Origin of the sequence: Paenibacillus segetis, from assembly GCF_014639155.1 — a bacterium.
Lineage (GTDB): Bacteria > Bacillota > Bacilli > Paenibacillales > Paenibacillaceae > Fontibacillus > Fontibacillus segetis.
In genome coordinates this window covers 1-17863 of sequence record NZ_BMFT01000002.1, presented here as the reverse complement: position 1 = coordinate 17863, position 17863 = coordinate 1, and the positions used below count along the sequence as shown (strand labels likewise).

Genomic DNA, 17863 nt, shown 5'->3' with positions numbered 1-17863 from the left:
GTGATGGAACATAAGTCTTATATGATCGGGGTAGATATCGGCACCACCAGCACCAAAGCGATCCTATATGAGCAGAACGGAAAAGTGATAACTAGTGCTAATGAAGGTTATCCTTTGTATACACCAAGCTTCAATGCAGCGGAACAAGATCCAGAGGAAATTTTTGCAGCCATCCTAAAATGTGTTCATCAATTGATGAGTGACAGTAAAATTAGTCCAGAATCCGTTATGTTTGTCTCCTTTAGTTCAGCAATGCATAGTGTCATTCCTATAGATTCTAATGGTCAGCCACTTATGCGCTGCTTAACTTGGGCAGACAACCGAAGTGCCGCATGGTCCGAGCGTTTAAAGAACGAGCTTGACGGTCATGAAATTTATTTACGAACAGGGACACCCATTCACCCCATGTCCCCTCTAGCCAAACTGTTGTGGCTCCGCGAAGATTATCCGGATATTTTTAATAAGACATATAAATTTATTTCTATTAAGGAATACGTATTTGCCAAACTATTTGCAGGTCAATATGTTGTCGATTATTCTATCGCCTCCGGTACAGGACTGATGAACCTAGAGCAGCTTAACTGGGATGAAAAAGTGCTAGAACTTATAGGAATTACACCGGATCACCTTTCAACCATCGTGCCGACGACTCATATCATGCAAGGATTATCTCAGAAATATGCCGATGCCATGGGACTAATACCCTCTACCCCATTTGTAACTGGTGCAGCTGATGGAGTCCTGTCCAATCTTGGGGTTGGCGCTATAGATCCTGGCGTTGTTGCTGTTACGATTGGAACAAGTGGAGCAATCCGTACTATAGTAGATCGTCCTCAAACTGATCCAAAAGGACGGATATTCTGCTATGCATTAACGGATAAACACTGGGTCATCGGCGGTGCGGTGAACAATGGTGGCGTTATTTTCCGTTGGCTCCGGGATGAATTTGCCTCTGCTGAAGTAGAAACAGCCAAACGCCTAGGCATTAATTCCTATGATGTACTAACCCAAATTGCCGAAAGAGTGATGCCTGGATCCGAAGGACTGCTCTTTCATCCTTATTTGGCCGGAGAACGAGCCCCGCTTTGGAATCCTCATGCTCGTGGATCCTTCTTTGGACTTTCACTTAATCATCGAAAAGAACATATGATTCGTGCTGTTTTGGAAGGTGTTATCTTCAATTTGTATACCGTATTGCTCGCGATGGAAGAACAAATGGGTAGACCAGGACAAATTCAAGCAACCGGAGGTTTTGCCCGCTCGCCGCTATGGCGGCAGATGATGGCCGATATTTTTGATCAAAAAATTGTGATTCCCGAAAGTTATGAGAGCTCATGTCTTGGGGCTGTCGTGCTTGGTCTATACGCGCTTGGCCATATTGATTCGTTTGAAATTGTTAAAGATATGATTGGAGAAACCTACGAACATACTCCAAATAAAAAACATGCCACCATTTATAAGGAATTACTGCCGATCTATATCCGTGTTTCACGTAAATTTGAAGAAGATTATGAAGCCATCTCTAAATTTCAAAGTAAATATTCAGACCCTCAGTAGGTAGGATATTCCTATCTCACCCTGGCGAATAAAAATCAGAGCTACTTTCTATAATAGAAAGTAGCTCTTTTTGTTGTTCATGTTATACACATTCCACGAACCACGAAATTTTTTCATCCTCACTCATGATCTAACAACTTGTGCATATTTTTTTCTGCTAATTCACTCTTTCTGTCGAACTTTAAACAATTTATAAACAATATGTAGTGGTGTTGATGAAAATTATGCACAAGTTATTGAATTTGTGGATAAAATACGCCTTTGCATTGAAATATAAGGACTATTTTGCTATGATAATAATGCTTTTGATGTGCATATCTTTATTTTGACCAATAACTTATTCACAGCCTGTGGATAATATTGTGAACAATTATATTTTTCATCTGTTTATAATCATTACATTTTACTTACTATTGGGGATAATTTCTCCCTTTATTTTTGTTTTTCGACTCTTTCTGCACATGGCTCAAGCCACAATTGGAAGATCTTAAAGGAGTGACAGTCTGTGGACAGCCATACCTCCGAAATATGGCAACATATCTTATCCATCATCAACACCAAACTTAGTAAACCCAGCTTCGACACTTGGTTCAAAGCGACGAAGGTGGTTTCCCTCACGGACCGTTCCATCGTGATCTCTGCGCCCACCACATTTGCCGTGGAATGGCTGGAGAGTCGCTACACCAAACTCGTAGCTACAACCGTATTCGAATATCTGAATAAGCAGGTGGAAGTCTCTTTTGTTATTGAAGAGTCCGCCCCCGCCGAGCAAACTCAGACACATCGTGAGCCCCCTGCACCCATCCAAATGGAAGAAAGCGTTTCCCATATGCTAAACCCGAAGTATACCTTTGATACTTTTGTCATTGGTTCGGGTAACCGGTTCGCTCATGCGGCCTCTCTTGCTGTTGCCGAAGCACCGGCTAGGGCTTATAACCCATTGTTTCTTTACGGTGGAGTAGGTTTGGGAAAAACGCACTTAATGCATGCTATTGGGCATTACATTTTGGAGCACAGTCCGAGTAGTAAAGTGGTATACATTTCATCAGAGAAATTTACGAACGAGTTCATTAACTCGATCCGAGATAATCGGGCAGAGAGCTTCCGCAACAAGTATCGTAATATAGATATTCTGCTGATTGATGATATCCAATTTCTTGCGGGTAAGGAATCTACCCAAGAGGAGTTCTTCCATACTTTTAACGCGCTACACGAAGAACGCAAACAAATTATCATCTCCAGTGACAGGCCGCCAAAGGAGATTCCTACCTTGGAGGAGCGACTGCGTTCACGGTTTGAATGGGGACTTATCACAGATATTCAGCCGCCAGATCTGGAGACGCGTATTGCGATCTTACGTAAGAAAGCAAAAGCCGAAAATCTAGATATTCCGAATGAAGCCATGATGTATATAGCTAATCAGATCGACTCCAACATCCGGGAGCTCGAAGGCGCACTGATTCGTGTGGTAGCTTATTCTTCCTTGATCAATCAAGATGTGACCACACATTTAGCAGCCGAAGCACTTAAGGATATTATTCCTTCCAGTCGGCCAAAAATGATTACGATCCAGGACATTCAGCAAAAGGTTGGCGAATATTACAATTTAAAGCTGGAGGATTTCAAAGCGCGGAAACGAACGAAGGCCATCGCCTTTCCCCGTCAAATCGCCATGTATCTATCCAGGGAATTGACAGATTTCTCGCTCCCTAAGATTGGGGATGCTTTTGGAGGACGAGATCATACCACTGTCATTCATGCGCATGAGAAAATAGTACAGCTGCTCAAAGTGGATCCCGATTTATATAAAGTTATCAACACGATAAGCGAAAAAATCAAAAATTCGTCCTGAATAAGGTAAAAGCCTATGCACATTCTATTAACATGTGGATAGGCTTCATTTCATATATTTTATATTGTTATCCACATATTCAGTGCCCCTACTACTACTTCTATATTTATAAAGATAAATATCATCATATAAAGCGGCTCTGCCGCGAACAGCATCTTAACCCCAAACTGCAATCATTCAACCCTTAAAGAAGATGCTTAAAACATATTGCGATGAAAATGAGGAAGCTAACGCTTCATGAATTATGAATATGCTGAGGAAGTAAATTTTATGACTTTATGACTGCTGCTTAAGAAGCAAAGTTTTATTACGAAGTTAACCCCAGAAGCCTATGCTTCATAAAACTAAGAGGAAGCTTACGAAGTAAGTTTTATTACGAAGTTAAATCCCAGAAGCACATGCTTCATAAAACTTTTAGGAGTTGAATTTATGAAAATCCGAATTTTAAAACATGATTTAAATGAGTCTATCCAGCACGTATCCAAAGCGATCTCAAGTAGAACTACGATCCCGATTCTGACGGGAATTAAGCTAGATGTAAATTTTCAAGGGATGACATTAACAGCTAGTGATACCGATATCTCTATTCAAGCCTTTATTCCAGCTGAAGATAATAATAAGCAAATTGTGCAGGTAGAACGCTCAGGTAGCGTAGTTCTGCCTGCTAAATTTTTCGTCGAAATTATCAAAAAACTTCCTTCTCAAGAAATTGAAATGGAAGTGATGGATGGCTTCCAAACCCTCATTCGCTCGGGTTCGACAGATATCCAAATGGTGGGGATGGACCCTGAAGAATTCCCAGTATTGCCAAGCATAGAAGAAGATCAAATCGTTACAATTCCTGGTGATCTACTTAGAAATATGATCAAGGGTACCGCATTCTCGATCTCAGCAAATGAAACATCACCAATTTTAACCGGGGTTCTATGGAATCTGAGTGACAATAACTTCAAATTTGTCGCAACGGACCGCCACCGTCTTGCAAGCCGGATTGCTGTACTAGATAATGCTGAGAATGTACGTTTTAGCAATGTTGTTATCTCCGGTAAAACGCTAAATGAACTCAGCAAAATCATTCCTGATCAAAATACACATGTGGATATCGTTGTAGCCGATAATCAAGTGTTATTCAAAATTGATCGGGTACTGTTCTATTCCCGTATTTTAGACGGAACTTATCCGGATACTTCCAAGATTATTCCAACGACCTATAAAACAGAACTCGTCCTTGATACCAAAAAATTAAGTGACTCCATAGACCGTGCTTATTTGTTATCACGTGAAGAGAAAACTAACATTGTTCGTCTGCAAACGATGGAGGATGGCTCGATTGAAATTTCATCTAGTTCTTCGGAATTAGGAAAAGTAACCGAGCAATTGGAAGTGGCTCATTTTACAGGGGATCCTATTCGAATTTCTTTTAACTCTAAATATATGCTTGATGTACTGAAGGCTGTGGAAAGTGAACAATTACACATTGGCTTTACTGGAGCAATGAGTCCGATCATTATTAAACCGGTTGATGATAGTCAAAGTTTGTACCTCATTTTGCCATACCGGACAACGAATTAATTGGCAGCAAAGATAATCTGGAAATAGTCACTAGAAGGGACAAGTGTAACTTATGAAGACGATTGCGATATCAACACCTTATATTAAGCTGGATCAATTTTTGAAATTGGCTGATTGTGTTTCTACCGGAGGAATGGCCAAAGCGCTTTTGCAGGAAGAAGCGGTGAAAGTAAACCAAGAGCCAGAAGACCGCCGGGGTCGCAAATTATATCCCGGTGATATCGTAGATGTGGATCAATGTGGTTCTTTTCAAGTCATTGCTAAGTAAGGCACCCTGAACCTAGATTTCAGCGGGAAATGAGGGGGCTAGAGTCGTCGTGTTTGTAAAGAATTTATCACTTCAGCATTATCGAAATTATGATGCGCTCACTCTAAATTCCTTCGGGAACGTGAATTTGATCATTGGTCGTAATGCCCAGGGGAAGACCAATTTGGTCGAAGCTCTGTTTGTTATGGCATTGACTAAATCTCATCGAACGGCCAAAGATAAGGAACTGATTTCCTTTGGGAGCGATCATGCGATTGTGACCACGGAAGTGGAAAAAAAATACGGCACGGTAGGATTGGAACTGCGGCTATCGAGTCAAGGGAAGAAAGCGAAGATAAATGGACTTGAACAACGGAAATTAAGTAACTTTATCGGATCTCTCAACGCCGTCATGTTCGCTCCGGAAGACCTCGAAATCGTCAAAGGGACGCCTGGAATAAGACGGCGTTTTCTTGATATGGAGATCGGTCAGGTGCAGCCCAGTTATTTATTCCACCTTCAGCAATACCAGAAAGTACTCGTACAACGTAACAATTTGTTGAAGCAGTCATGGGGTGCTGGGCCCGAAATGGGGACCATGCTGGAGATATGGAATGAACAACTTGTAGAGCATGGCGTTAAAATTATCAAGAAAAGGAAACAATTTATAAGAAAGCTGCAAAAGTGGGCAGAACAGATCCATGAAGGCATTACAAGAGGCGAGGAAAGACTCAGGTTATCCTATGTTCCTTCGTTCGGTGAGGCTGAGGAAGAAGATGAAGCTGTTTTATTGCAGCAATTTATGATAAAGTTATCACAAATGAAAGATCAGGAAGTTCGCCGCGGAATGACGCTCTCTGGACCGCATCGTGACGATTTGGCTTTTCATATCAATGACAATGAAGTGCATGTATATGGGTCGCAGGGGCAGCAGCGGACAACAGCGTTATCACTAAAATTGGCGGAGATTGAACTCATTCACGAGGAGATCGGAGAATATCCTATTCTTCTGCTCGATGACGTGTTGTCTGAATTGGATCCTTACCGCCAAACACAACTGATTGAGACATTCCAGAGCAAAGTGCAGACGTTCATTACGGCTACGGGAATTGAGAGCATCAATGCGAGTCGACTTAAGGACGCTATCATTTTTCATGTCCAGGATGGGCAGATCAATTTATAAGGGCGGAGGATAGAGATGTATATTCATTTGGGCGGGGAAAGGGTTATTTTCTCCTCAGAACTGATCGCAATTTTTGATATCTCCATCGAGAAATCATCCAAGGTTTCCAAACAGTTTGTAACTCATGCGCTACAAGAGAAGAACCTGGTGCGAATCGGAGAGGAAGAAGCAAAATCCATTGTCGTGACCAAGAATATGGTATATTACTCACCCATTTCCTCTGCAACACTGAAGAAAAAAGCTAACATAATTTTTGCTGTCTAACCGCCCTATGAGATCATAGGGAATGGAATCTATAGAAGTAGGTGAAGGCATGTCTATGAACGAACAATCGTATGATGAGAGTCAGATACAGGTACTAGAAGGTTTGGAAGCTGTTCGCAAACGGCCTGGGATGTATATTGGTTCTACCAGCGCTCGTGGGCTACACCATTTGGTCTGGGAAGTCGTGGACAATAGTATTGACGAAGCACTAGCTGGCTTTGCAACTAAAATTGATGTGATTGTGCATCAAGATAACAGTGTAACTGTTATTGATAATGGTCGTGGTATTCCAGTAGGTGTACAAGCTAAATTGAAACGTCCAGCCCTTGAGGTTGTTATGACAGTTCTTCATGCCGGCGGTAAATTCGGCGGTGGAGGATACAAAGTATCCGGTGGTCTTCATGGGGTAGGTGTGTCCGTAGTTAATGCCTTGTCGGAGAAACTGGTTGTTGAAGTTAAGCGTGAAGGGCATATTCATCAACAAGAATATCGTCGGGGTGCACCGCAATATGATCTGCGGGTAATCGGAGATACAGAAGAAACAGGAACCAAAACAACTTTCCATCCGGATCCGGAGATTTTTACGGAAACTACCGTTTATGATTACAATACATTGTTGACCCGTATTCGTGAGCTTGCTTTCTTGAACAAAGGAATTAACATGAGCCTAACCGATGAACGCACAGGAGCTTCTGATGTGTTCCATTACGAAGGCGGTATAAAAGAATATGTGAAGTACTTGAATCAGAATAGAGAAGCACTTCATGAACAGCCGATTTATGTTGAAGGTCAACGTGACATGATTCAAATCGAAGTTGCTTTGCAATATAACGATAGCTATACGGAGAATATTTTCTCCTTTGCGAACAATATTAATACGCATGAGGGCGGAACACATGAATCTGGATTCAAGAGTGCTTTGACTCGGATCATTAATGATTACGCTCGTAAGAATGGTCTGATCAAAGATAATGATTCCAATTTGACTGGTGATGATGTGCGTGAAGGATTAACAGCGATTATTTCGGTGAAAATTCCAGAACCACAATTTGAGGGTCAAACGAAAACGAAGCTGGGCAACAGTGAAGTTCGTGGTATTGTGGAATCACTATTTGCGGAGAAACTTCAGGAATTTATGGAAGAGAATCCAGCTGTATCACGGCGAATTTTGGACAAAGGTCTGCAAGCATCACGGGCACGAGAAGCTGCTCGTAAAGCACGTGAATTAACGCGACGTAAGAGTGCGCTAGAAGTAAGTGCTCTGCCAGGTAAACTGGCTGACTGTTCATCCAAGGATGCTTCGATCAGTGAATTATACATCGTCGAAGGTGACTCCGCAGGAGGGTCCGCTAAACAGGGACGTGATCGTCATTTCCAAGCGATTCTGCCTTTGCGTGGTAAGATCCTAAACGTAGAGAAAGCGCGCCTTGATCGTATCCTCGGCAACGCGGAGATTCGGGCTATTATTACGGCGCTTGGTACAGGGATTGGCGAAGAGTTTGATATTTCCAAGGCGCGGTATCACAAAGTTATTTTGATGACCGATGCCGATGTCGATGGAGCACATATTCGTACACTACTATTGACCTTCTTCTTCCGCTACATGCGTAAGATTATCGAAGCAGGTTATATTTATATCGCACAACCACCACTCTTCAAAGTGGAACGTAATAAAGTGATTCGTTATGCCGGTTCCGAGAAGGAACGTGATGAGATTATCGCTGAATTTGGAGAGAATGCGAAGTTTAACATCCAACGTTACAAAGGTTTGGGTGAGATGAATGCTTCTCAACTGTGGGAAACGACGATGGATCCAGAGAGCCGTACGATGCAACAGGTTTCGATCTCTGACGCAATGCTAGCGGATACCATCTTTGATACACTCATGGGCGATAATGTAGAACCACGTCGTGACTTCATCCATGAACATGCACAGTATGTTAAGAACTTGGATATCTAAAAGATACAACTTATAATGCCGTCATCTCAGATGACGGTATTTTTTATTTACATAGGATGAATGTTATTTTTACTAAAAAGAAGGTATACTTTTTTTGATAAACTGATTTTTTTCCTGTAACAATAAAGAGTGGAGAAGACGATATGAAAAAGTTAACCATTGAAGATGTGGCACAAAGAGCAGGGGTATCTAAAAGTACTGTCTCGCAATATTTGAATAAAAGATATAAATATATGAGTGAAGCAACGAAACAGAAGATCGCCCAAGTGATTGAGGAGCTGAATTATCAGCCTAATGGGCTAGCTAAAGGGTTAAAGCAAAATCGTTCCTATATGGTGGGCATCATTGTAGCCAATATTGATTATTCTCTATCAATTCAGTGTATTAGAGCGATCGAGAATGAGCTGCAGAACTCGGGAATTCAGGTCATTATCTGTAATGCTGATGAGAATCCGGACAAAGAGAGTAAATATATTGAGATGTTGGCTGCTCGCCAGGTGGACGGTTTGATTGTATTTCCAACGGGAACCAATACTTCAGCATATAACAGATTGATTGATAATAATTATCCGCTTGTATTTCTGGATCGGCTTGTTGATGGTATTATGACGCAAAGCCTACTCCTGGATAATGAAATGGCGGCTAAGATGGCTATTCAAGAACTGGTACAACATCACCATGAACGAATTGCCTGGTTATCACTGCCTATTGGAGTTAACGGTATTACACCGCGTAAGGAAAGACTCAGTGGATATAAGAGGGCGATGGAGGAATATCAGCTTCCCATTAACGAGCAGTATATATGCAGCGCTACTAGAGATGAAATTGCATCGGTTTTGAAAAATTTGCTGGAGCTACCTAAACCACCAACTGCGATATTAGCTAGCAACGATATCGTTCTGGCGGAAATATTAAAATTCGCGAATCATTCATCTCTTCGTATTCCAGAGGACTTATCCGTGATCGGGATTGATGATGCTGAATTTGCCCATATCTACAATCCAGTCATTACGACGATTACTCAACCTGCCTATGAAATGGGAATGCAGGCTGCTAAAATCATTCTTTCCTGTATTGAAGAGAGTGGAGAATCAGTTCCCATAACGTATCGTTTTCCGCCTACTTTAAGACAAGGCAAGTCTGTTAAGGATAATAAATGACAACTCGCTCCACGATTGAATGCTATAAAAAAATGCCGAAAGTACAGCAAATCTGACTGTATCTTCGGCACTTTTCTTAATTATTCCGATTTTGGATTATAGGCTACTCCATCAATCATCATAAGGCAATCAGCATCAAAAAACTCAGTTGTTGAGGTCATTCTGGCTGGAAATTTATCTGTTTCAAAATAATCACAAAATACCTTTTCCATTTCGGGTAAATCTTTTATGTCCTTAAGATACACGTTAACCTTCACGACTTGATCCAATGAAGCATTGCATTGAAGCAGTGTCTTTTGTAGATGGCCAAAGGTGTCATGCATCTGTTGAGTGAAGGTTTCACCAAACCCTCTATGTAATCCTAAAAATACATAATCCCCCGCTATAACTGCCGATGAATAACTGAATGGTGTTGTGATTCGATTCACCAAAGTAGCATCTCCTTCAAATTAGTATTCTTATTTTAAATAATAGAACAAATGTTCCTGTATGACAATATATATTTACTAAACTTGGAAACAAAATGACGCCCCAAACTGTTGTCAGTTTGTGCGCCATTTTTAGAGTGAATGATGTGGTACTTATTTAGCTGCTTGATTCATGAATTTTTCAAGTATTTCACGAGTAGGTAATCCATCCATATCTCCAGGAGACATAACAGCTAGAGCTCCAATAGCATTACCCCGTCTGACGGCTTGATCTAGAGCTAGATTCTCCAAAAGTGCACTAATTACGCCTACTGCAAACCCATCCCCTGCACCTACGGTATCAATGACTTTATCGACTTTGAAACCAGTCACATAACCTTCCTGTTCTGCTGATTTATAATACGCACCCTCAGGTCCTAATTTAATAACGACAAGTGAAGGGCCACGCTCCAAATAGAAGGAGGCGATTTCCTCTGGTGTTGTGTACCCCGTAAGAATTTTTCCCTCGTTAATCCCTGGGAGGAACCAATCAGATAGAGTAGCTAAATGATTGATCGTCTGAATCATAGTTTGGGTATCAGGCCAAAGGGCAGGACGTAGATTGGGATCAAAAGATACCGTTTTTCCACAGCGATGCATGTAATCCATAGCATAAAGAGCAAATTCATGGCAATCGCTTGATAATGCAGATGAAATACTCGTTACATGCATATGATTTGCAGATTCAAAATAAGATCCATTAAAGTCAGCAAGACTTAATGTGGAGGCCGCTGAATTTTTACGGAAATACTCAACCTGTGGATCACCCGTAGTCACTTTAGATTTGATTAGCATCCCCGTTGAATGTTCCTGAGAATAAAAAATACTCCCCGTATCGATACCTTCATATTTCAACGAGGATTCGATGAATTCACCAAAATTATCTTTACCTAGTTTTGTAACGAGCCCGGTGGTGTGTCCCAAACGTGATAATCCGGTAGCTACATTTGATTCTGCGCCCGCCAAGGCTTTGGAGAAGGATCGCACTTCGTGCAAAGGTCCCTCCTCATTTGCATAAAACATAGTCATTGGTTCGCCAAAAGTAACTACATCCAGTTTCTTGGTGTCCACATTTGTTCCTCCTTAAAGGATTGTTCTTCGTAATGATAGATTATAAAAAGAAATTATCATATAAATCGGTTTAGTTCAATTGTTTTAAGGAAACTATTGACTTAAATCAGATAATTAATTACTATTTCAGTATATTGTTTTACATATGTTTAGTAAATTATTTTATTTTATAATAATCCCCCAATAAGGAAGGGTGCTAACATGAAAAAAATCAAAGTACTGCAGAATATTACCTCTGTCGGCGTTGTGGCTGTGATCAGGGCTGATACTCCGGAAGTAGCTGTTAAAATGTCAGAAGCCTGCATAGCAGGTGGATTGAACAATATTGAAGTGACCTTTACTACACCACATGCTGATCAAGTGATTGAAGAGTTGGTTCAGAAGTTTGCAGGGCAAGCAGTGATCGGTGCGGGTACAGTTCTGGATCCACTGACGGCTAGAATTGCTATTATGGCAGGTGCTGAATTTGTAGTAAGTCCTTCCTTTGAGGTGGAGACAGCTAAGATGTGTAACCTTTACGGGGTACCTTATATGCCTGGCTGCATGACACTGAATGAAATGAAAGATGCTTTGAAATTAGGGGTAGATGTGCTGAAACTATTCCCTGGTAGCGCCTTTGGACCTGACTTCGTTAAGGCAGTTAAAGGCCCTATGCCACATGTGAACATCATGCCTACGGGTGGAGTCGATTTGGATAATATGGGGCAATGGATTAAGAATGGGTGTATCGCAGTGGGGATTGGCGGAAATCTGACTGCCCCGGCCAAAGATGGTCGGTATGATCTAGTTACCGAGTTAGCTGCTAAATATGTAACGAAATTTAAAGAGGTAACTCAAACAGATACTCAATGGTCACTGACAAAATAGTGCGAAATAAACAAAGCCGTAGCAGGTAGCTGCGGCTTTTATTTATGGAAACTCATACTTATTTAGGGATAGAGTAGTTCATTGATTGGAGGTTGCCTTTAATCGTCCATAAGCGATGGCATATCGGCGAATTTTTTTATAAATAGTTTTGTCTCGTAAAATTTTAAACGGATAGAGAGCGGGTAGTGTATTAACTTCCAATATCCAGATATGAAATTGCTCATCTATTGCGATGTCGAGGCCAATTTCTTTGAGATTTGGTAGTTTGCGATTTAACTGAGCGGCTACTTGGACACCAACCAGTTTCATTTCTTTGTAAAGATCGGCAAATTCCTTTGGTGCAAGATAAAAACCAAGCATATCTTCTATAGGCTGAATGGTGCCCCCACCATGATGGTTCGTAATGATCTTGTTTGGGGCGGCAACACGAGCGATGAAGCCAGTTGTCTCCCAGTTTCCTTGCGGAGTTTTTTGTACTAAGGCACGAATATCAAATTTTCGCCTTCTGTACGTAAGCATCGTGATTCCTTTTTGAATTAGGTATTCTCTTTTGCCTATTTTATCTACAAGTACGGCATGAAGTTCTTCAATCGTAGGGTACACTTGGCTTTGAATTCCGTGTCTGAATTTGAACTGCTGAGGACTATCCGAGGATAATTCATCCTTCCAGTTCTCCACACTCATTACGCCGATACCATACGTTCCCCGATCTGGTTTTAAGTAAACGATCTCATGTGTGAGTAACATATTTTTTAGGTGATCCAAAGAATACTTGCGTGTTTCAGGGATATAGTGTGTGAGCAGTTCCTTTTGTTTTATAATTCTCGTTTTTTCCCATTTGCTCGCTACTCGTTGAATCGTCAAGTTCAGTCCCTTCCTTTCCAAAATCTTCGTAGTACATTTTCTTTGGAGTATGAAAAACATAGGACAGAAGAGATTTTCAATGATATAATTATAAGATATGAGGATTTTATAAGTTTTTTGACGTTTAAAGAAAATGCCTATATTCGTAGTGTATGAACATACATTGCAATGGGAGTGGACACATCCCTATTTTTTTGTTGTTCTCTGGGAAAGGGTAGGAAGGAACCACGTTTAATTGTGCTTGATTTGTGAAAGTAATATAATAGACGTTGGTGGTTTTCCTATATATGTGCCTTATTTTTAGGTTTTCTCCCATACATATAGGCGTTTGGATAGATATTTAAGGAGGTCCAGCATGGCGGAAGAAAAATTCTCGCAAATCACAGATCGGGACATTGGTGTAGAAATGCGCGAATCCTTTATGGATTATGCGATGAGCATTATTGTCAGTCGTGCTTTGCCGGATGTAAGGGATGGACTGAAGCCGGTGCATCGGCGTATTTTGTTCGCGATGTCGGAACTGGGTATGTATCCGGATAAGCCATATAAGAAATCGGCGAGAATCGTCGGTGAAGTTATTGGTAAGTACCACCCTCACGGAGATTCGGCAGTTTATGAAACGATGGTTCGTATGGCCCAGGATTTCTCTATGCGAAATATGCTTGTAGACGGACATGGTAACTTTGGTTCGATCGACGGCGACTTCGCAGCAGCAATGCGTTATACAGAAGCTCGGCTGTCCAAGATAGCTATGGAAATGCTTCGTGATATTAATAAAGAAACCGTTGATTTCATGCCGAACTACGATGGTGAAGAACATGAGCCTGTCGTATTACCGGCGCGGTATCCAAACTTGCTTGTAAATGGTGTATCCGGAATCGCGGTTGGGATGGCAACGAATATCCCACCTCACAATTTGGGAGAAGTCATCGATGGTGTACAAGCGTTAATTGAGAACCCTGAGATCACTTCGCTAGAGCTAATGGATTATATCCAAGGTCCGGACTTCCCGACTGCTGGTTATGTCATCGGGCGTTCAGGTATTCGTCAAGCTTATACCACGGGCCGTGGCTCGGTTACAATGCGGGCGAAGGCAATTATCGAAGAGAACAACAATAAAGCTCGCATTATTGTTTACGAGCTACCTTATCAAGTGAATAAAGCGCGTTTGGTTGAGAAGATTGCGGAATTGGTTCGTGAGAAGAGAATCGAAGGTATTACCGATTTGCGCGATGAATCAGACCGTACTGGGATGCGGGTAGTGATTGAGCTGCGTCGAGATGTGAATCCAAGTGTTGTGCTGAACAATTTGTACAAGCATACAGCGCTTCAGAGCACATTCGGTATTAACATGCTAGCTATTGTTAATAATCAACCGAAAATCTTGACGTTGAAGGAAGTTCTCTATCACTATTTACAACATCAAATCGAAGTTATCCGTCGTCGTACGGAGTTTGATCTCAAAAAAGCTGAGGCGCGGGCTCATATTTTAGAGGGTCTACGTATTGCACTGGATCATTTGGACGAAGTTATTGCATTAATCCGCGGTTCACAGACAGCAGAAATTGCTCGAAATGGATTGATGGAACGCTTTGGACTAAGTCTGGAGCAAGCTCAGGCTATTCTTGATATGCGTCTACAACGATTAACAGGGTTAGAACGTGAGAAGATTGAGAGCGAATATAACGAGCTTCTGCAGAAAATTGCTGAGTATCGGGAAATCCTGGCTAACGAATCACTGGTACTGCAAATTATTAGTGAGGAACTTCAGGAGATTCGCGAGCGGTTTGCTGATGCTCGCCGTACTGAGATCACAGTGGGTGAAGATAGCATTCTGGATGAAGACTTGATTCCACAAGAGGAAGTCGTGATCACGATTACTCATACGGGTTATATCAAGCGTCTACCAGTAACGACATACCGCAGTCAGAAGCGTGGTGGCCGAGGTGTCGTAGGGATGGATACGAAAGATAATGATTTCGTAGAGCATCTGTTTGTAACGAATTCTCACCACTATTTGATGTTCTTTACCGATCGCGGGAAAGCATATCGTCTCAAAGCCTATGAGATCCCTGAATTGGGCCGTACGGCACGTGGGACGCCAATTATTAACTTAATTCAAATCGAACAAGGTGAAACTGTGAATGCAGTTGTTCCGGTAGAGAAGTTCGATGAGGATAAATATCTATTCTTTGCTACCCGTCAAGGGGTCGTTAAGAAGACACCGATCGAAGATTACATTAATATCCGCAAAGGCGGTCTGATTGCCGTAAACCTACGGGAAGATGATACATTAATTGATGTAAGATTGACGGATGGACAGCAAGAATTGATTATGGGTACGGCGCAAGGTATGTCGATTCGTTTCCCTGAGAGTGATGTACGTTCGATGGGAAGAGCGGCTACCGGTGTCAAAGGTATTACCTTATCCGAAGATGATGAACTGATCGGAATGGAAATTGTAGTTCCGGACCAGGATGTCCTGATCGTAACCACCAAAGGTTACGGCAAACGGACTCCAGTCTCAGATTATCGTATCCAAGGCCGTGGCGGTAAAGGGATTAAGACCATTAATGTTACCGACAAGAACGGTCCGGTGGTTGGCCTGAAGGTCGTCAAGGACGATGAGGATTTGATGATTATTACGAGCAGCGGAACACTGATCCGTACGAGCATGGAGGGAATCTCCACCATGGGTCGTTATACACAAGGTGTGAAACTGATCAATATCCGTGAGGATGATTCTGTAGCGACGGTATGTCGTTCGGATAAGAATGAAGATTCTGAGGATTTAGGTGAAGAATCAGGGGAAGGGTTTATTGAATCTACCCCAGAGGGCGCCTCTGACCAAGGAGATTTCGTTCAAGAGACTGATGAATCAGGGTCTGAATCGGAATCTTCATCAGAATCTGAAGAATAATTGATAAAGCTAACACTGCAAATTGCGGTATTTACTTGAGTGAAGTGGACTTCCCTTGTTGGAAGTCCACTTTTTTATAATGAAATATGAGCTACATTTCCAAAGTAGGACAATATATTTGTATTTAATTGGTATGATGAATGAAATAGGTATTAAAAGAAGGATTGTTGTGAATATATTGTCGTAATATAATGGAAATAGTCGTTCGGTTGTTACGTCTATAGTGTATAGGGAACGCACCCTACAGTATTTAATTGGAGGAGAGAATGTATAATGGCTATTTTCCCTGTATCGGATTTAAAAATCGGAATGAAGATTATAGATGACGTACATACTTCACTTGGAGCTCGTCTGATGCCAAAAGGGAAGGTACTGCTGCCAAGAGACTTAGAGATTCTACGCGCCTTTATGATTCAACAGGTTGCTGTAGAGGAAATACATAATACTTCTATGGGGGAAACGGCAAAAATAAAACGGGTTGGTACTCAAACTGGGGGTTCTTCAACGGAGGCAGCCACAACTGATCTACTCTATCAGGAGTATGACCGGATGCTCTCTTTATTAAAGAATGCATTTCAATCTGTTCTAGCGTCTGAACTTCCAATTTATGAATTGCGTCACCAATTGGAAGCTTTAATTAAGAATTTGAAATTTTATAAAGTCTTGACGTTTACTCCACGTAATATGAACGAATACGATTATATATACCATAATGCAATTCTCTCATCTCTTACATCCTATTTATTGGCTAAGTGGCACGGACTGCCTCAAAAGGACTGGATGCAAGTGGCTTTTGCCGGGTTGTTACATGATATTGGTAACACCAAAATAGATTCTACTATTCTCCACAATCCCAATATGCTCTCTGGGGCCGAGTTAGAGGAAATGCGCATGCATACGACTTATGGTTACCAGTTGCTTCGTAAGACTGCAGCAGTCAACGAGGGGGTGCGTCTAACAGCTCTACAGCATCATGAGAAGATGGACGGCACGGGGTATCCATTTCATCTTACGGAGGAGAAGATCCATATCTATGCGAGAATTGTAGCAATTGCCGACATATTTCATGCTATGACGCTGAATAGAAGATATCGTAAGGCCAAATCTCCTTATTTAGTGTTAGAACAAATCAAGTCGGAGGCATTTGGTAAGTTAGATCCAGGTGTTGTTCAGACATTTATTGATAAGGTAACACAGTTCCACAATGGAATGAGAGTGCGTCTTAGCAATGATAATATAGGGGAGATTGTCTTCTCCGACCGAAATCATCCTACACGACCGATGGTATCTGTGAAAGGACAAATTGTTAACCTGATTCAGGAAAAAGGGCTTCATATTGAAGAAGTCTTGTCCTAGGGTTGCTTTTAGTATAGAAGATAGGGTATAGTGTTATTTGCTGCTGAAAGATGAAGTTGAGTTAACGAAAATTAGAAATAATTAATTTTAAAAGAAACTCTTGCATTATTCGACAGCACATGATATATTATAAGAGTTGCTGCTGAGACATTGAACGGCAACGAAAACGAAGTTGATCTTTGAAAACTGAACAACGAGTGAGTGAAATTCACGAAAGTGAAATTCAAAAATAGAGAATTATTATTCTCGTCAGTTTCAAAATGAGCACAATCATCTTTTCTTTTATGGAGAGTTTGATCCTGGCTCAGGACGAACGCTGGCGGCGTGCCTAATACATGCAAGTCGAGCGGAGTTGATGAGGTGCTTGCACCTCTGATGCTTAGCGGCGGACGGGTGAGTAACACGTAGGCAACCTGCCTGTAAGACTGGGATAACTACCGGAAACGGTAGCTAATACCGGATAATTTATTTCACCGCATGGTGGAATAATGAAAGGTGGAGCAATCTACCACTTACGGATGGG

14 protein-coding genes and 1 rRNA gene are annotated in these 17863 nt (G+C 41.6%); 12 read left to right on the top strand and 3 right to left on the bottom strand.

Annotated elements, in window-relative coordinates; translation table 11 throughout:
* The first annotated feature begins 3 nt into the window (after positions 1-3).
* From gntK to IEW05_RS16285, 8 genes are all read left to right on the top strand, one after another.
* A complete protein-coding gene (gene gntK, locus IEW05_RS16320; protein ID WP_188540926.1) occupies positions 4-1557 on the top strand; it encodes a gluconokinase in 1554 nt (517 codons plus the stop codon).
* Between the two features lie 505 nt (positions 1558-2062).
* The gene (dnaA, locus tag IEW05_RS16315; protein WP_188540925.1) at positions 2063-3409 is read left to right on the top strand and encodes a chromosomal replication initiator protein DnaA; all 1347 of its coding nucleotides are present in this window, start codon (positions 2063-2065) and stop codon (positions 3407-3409) included.
* A gap of 429 nt (positions 3410-3838) precedes the next feature.
* The gene (dnaN, locus tag IEW05_RS16310) at positions 3839-4981 is read left to right on the top strand and encodes a DNA polymerase III subunit beta (RefSeq protein ID WP_188540924.1); all 1143 of its coding nucleotides are present in this window, start codon (positions 3839-3841) and stop codon (positions 4979-4981) included.
* Positions 4982-5033: 52 nt separating this feature from the next.
* Positions 5034-5249, top strand: a complete 216-nt coding sequence (gene yaaA, locus IEW05_RS16305; RefSeq protein WP_188540923.1) for a S4 domain-containing protein YaaA — start codon at positions 5034-5036, stop codon at positions 5247-5249.
* 49 nt (positions 5250-5298) lie between these two features.
* Positions 5299-6411: a DNA replication/repair protein RecF gene (gene recF / locus IEW05_RS16300; RefSeq protein ID WP_188540922.1), complete on the top strand. Its 1113-nt coding sequence runs from the start codon at positions 5299-5301 to the stop codon at positions 6409-6411.
* Between the two features lie 15 nt (positions 6412-6426).
* Complete coding sequence (remB, locus tag IEW05_RS16295) at positions 6427-6675, top strand: extracellular matrix regulator RemB (protein WP_188540921.1); 249 nt, start codon at positions 6427-6429, stop codon at positions 6673-6675.
* A gap of 49 nt (positions 6676-6724) precedes the next feature.
* On the top strand, positions 6725-8635 hold the full coding sequence (gyrB, locus tag IEW05_RS16290; protein ID WP_188541456.1) for a DNA topoisomerase (ATP-hydrolyzing) subunit B: 1911 nt from the start codon (positions 6725-6727) through the stop codon (positions 8633-8635).
* Positions 8636-8778: 143 nt separating this feature from the next.
* On the top strand, positions 8779-9795 hold the full coding sequence (locus tag IEW05_RS16285) for a LacI family DNA-binding transcriptional regulator (protein WP_188540920.1): 1017 nt from the start codon (positions 8779-8781) through the stop codon (positions 9793-9795).
* Positions 9796-9875: 80 nt separating this feature from the next.
* On the opposite strand, the gene IEW05_RS16280 is transcribed toward IEW05_RS16285, so the two are convergent.
* Complete coding sequence (locus IEW05_RS16280) at positions 9876-10223, bottom strand: RidA family protein (RefSeq protein ID WP_229753454.1); 348 nt, start codon at positions 10221-10223, stop codon at positions 9876-9878.
* Positions 10224-10376: 153 nt separating this feature from the next.
* The gene (locus IEW05_RS16275) at positions 10377-11333 is read right to left on the bottom strand and encodes a sugar kinase (RefSeq protein ID WP_268238752.1); all 957 of its coding nucleotides are present in this window, start codon (positions 11331-11333) and stop codon (positions 10377-10379) included.
* Between the two features lie 201 nt (positions 11334-11534).
* Between IEW05_RS16275 and IEW05_RS16270 the strand changes: the two genes are divergently transcribed.
* The gene (locus IEW05_RS16270) at positions 11535-12200 is read left to right on the top strand and encodes a bifunctional 4-hydroxy-2-oxoglutarate aldolase/2-dehydro-3-deoxy-phosphogluconate aldolase (protein WP_188540918.1); all 666 of its coding nucleotides are present in this window, start codon (positions 11535-11537) and stop codon (positions 12198-12200) included.
* Positions 12201-12278: 78 nt separating this feature from the next.
* Here IEW05_RS16270 and IEW05_RS16265 read toward each other — a convergent pair whose 3' ends face one another.
* A complete protein-coding gene (locus tag IEW05_RS16265; RefSeq protein WP_229753453.1) occupies positions 12279-13064 on the bottom strand; it encodes a YheC/YheD family protein in 786 nt (261 codons plus the stop codon).
* A 355-nt stretch (positions 13065-13419) separates the two neighbouring features.
* Here IEW05_RS16265 and gyrA point away from each other — a divergent pair, with 355 nt between their 5' ends.
* The 3 genes from gyrA to IEW05_RS16250 form a co-directional block, all read left to right on the top strand.
* Positions 13420-15984, top strand: coding sequence for a DNA gyrase subunit A (gene gyrA, locus IEW05_RS16260; protein ID WP_188540916.1), 2565 nt, complete (start codon positions 13420-13422; stop codon positions 15982-15984).
* Positions 15985-16257: 273 nt separating this feature from the next.
* The gene (locus IEW05_RS16255; RefSeq protein WP_188540915.1) at positions 16258-17340 is read left to right on the top strand and encodes an HD-GYP domain-containing protein; all 1083 of its coding nucleotides are present in this window, start codon (positions 16258-16260) and stop codon (positions 17338-17340) included.
* A 281-nt stretch (positions 17341-17621) separates the two neighbouring features.
* Positions 17622-17863, top strand: a 16S ribosomal RNA gene (locus tag IEW05_RS16250); the annotation flags it as partial.

What these genes read in the sequence shown, in the direction of transcription:
- IEW05_RS16270 (WP_188540918.1), top strand. Translation starts at nt 11,535, where the DNA reads ATGAAAAAAATCAAAGTACTGCAGAATATTACCTCTGTCGGCGTTGTG.
- gntK (WP_188540926.1), top strand. Translation starts at nt 4, where the DNA reads ATGGAACATAAGTCTTATATGATCGGGGTAGATATCGGCACCACCAGC.
- remB (WP_188540921.1), top strand. Translation starts at nt 6,427, where the DNA reads ATGTATATTCATTTGGGCGGGGAAAGGGTTATTTTCTCCTCAGAACTG.
- dnaN (WP_188540924.1), top strand. Translation starts at nt 3,839, where the DNA reads ATGAAAATCCGAATTTTAAAACATGATTTAAATGAGTCTATCCAGCAC.
- gyrB (WP_188541456.1), top strand. Translation starts at nt 6,725, where the DNA reads ATGTCTATGAACGAACAATCGTATGATGAGAGTCAGATACAGGTACTA.
- IEW05_RS16255 (WP_188540915.1), top strand. Translation starts at nt 16,258, where the DNA reads ATGGCTATTTTCCCTGTATCGGATTTAAAAATCGGAATGAAGATTATA.
- gyrA (WP_188540916.1), top strand. Translation starts at nt 13,420, where the DNA reads ATGGCGGAAGAAAAATTCTCGCAAATCACAGATCGGGACATTGGTGTA.
- yaaA (WP_188540923.1), top strand. Translation starts at nt 5,034, where the DNA reads ATGAAGACGATTGCGATATCAACACCTTATATTAAGCTGGATCAATTT.
- IEW05_RS16285 (WP_188540920.1), top strand. Translation starts at nt 8,779, where the DNA reads ATGAAAAAGTTAACCATTGAAGATGTGGCACAAAGAGCAGGGGTATCT.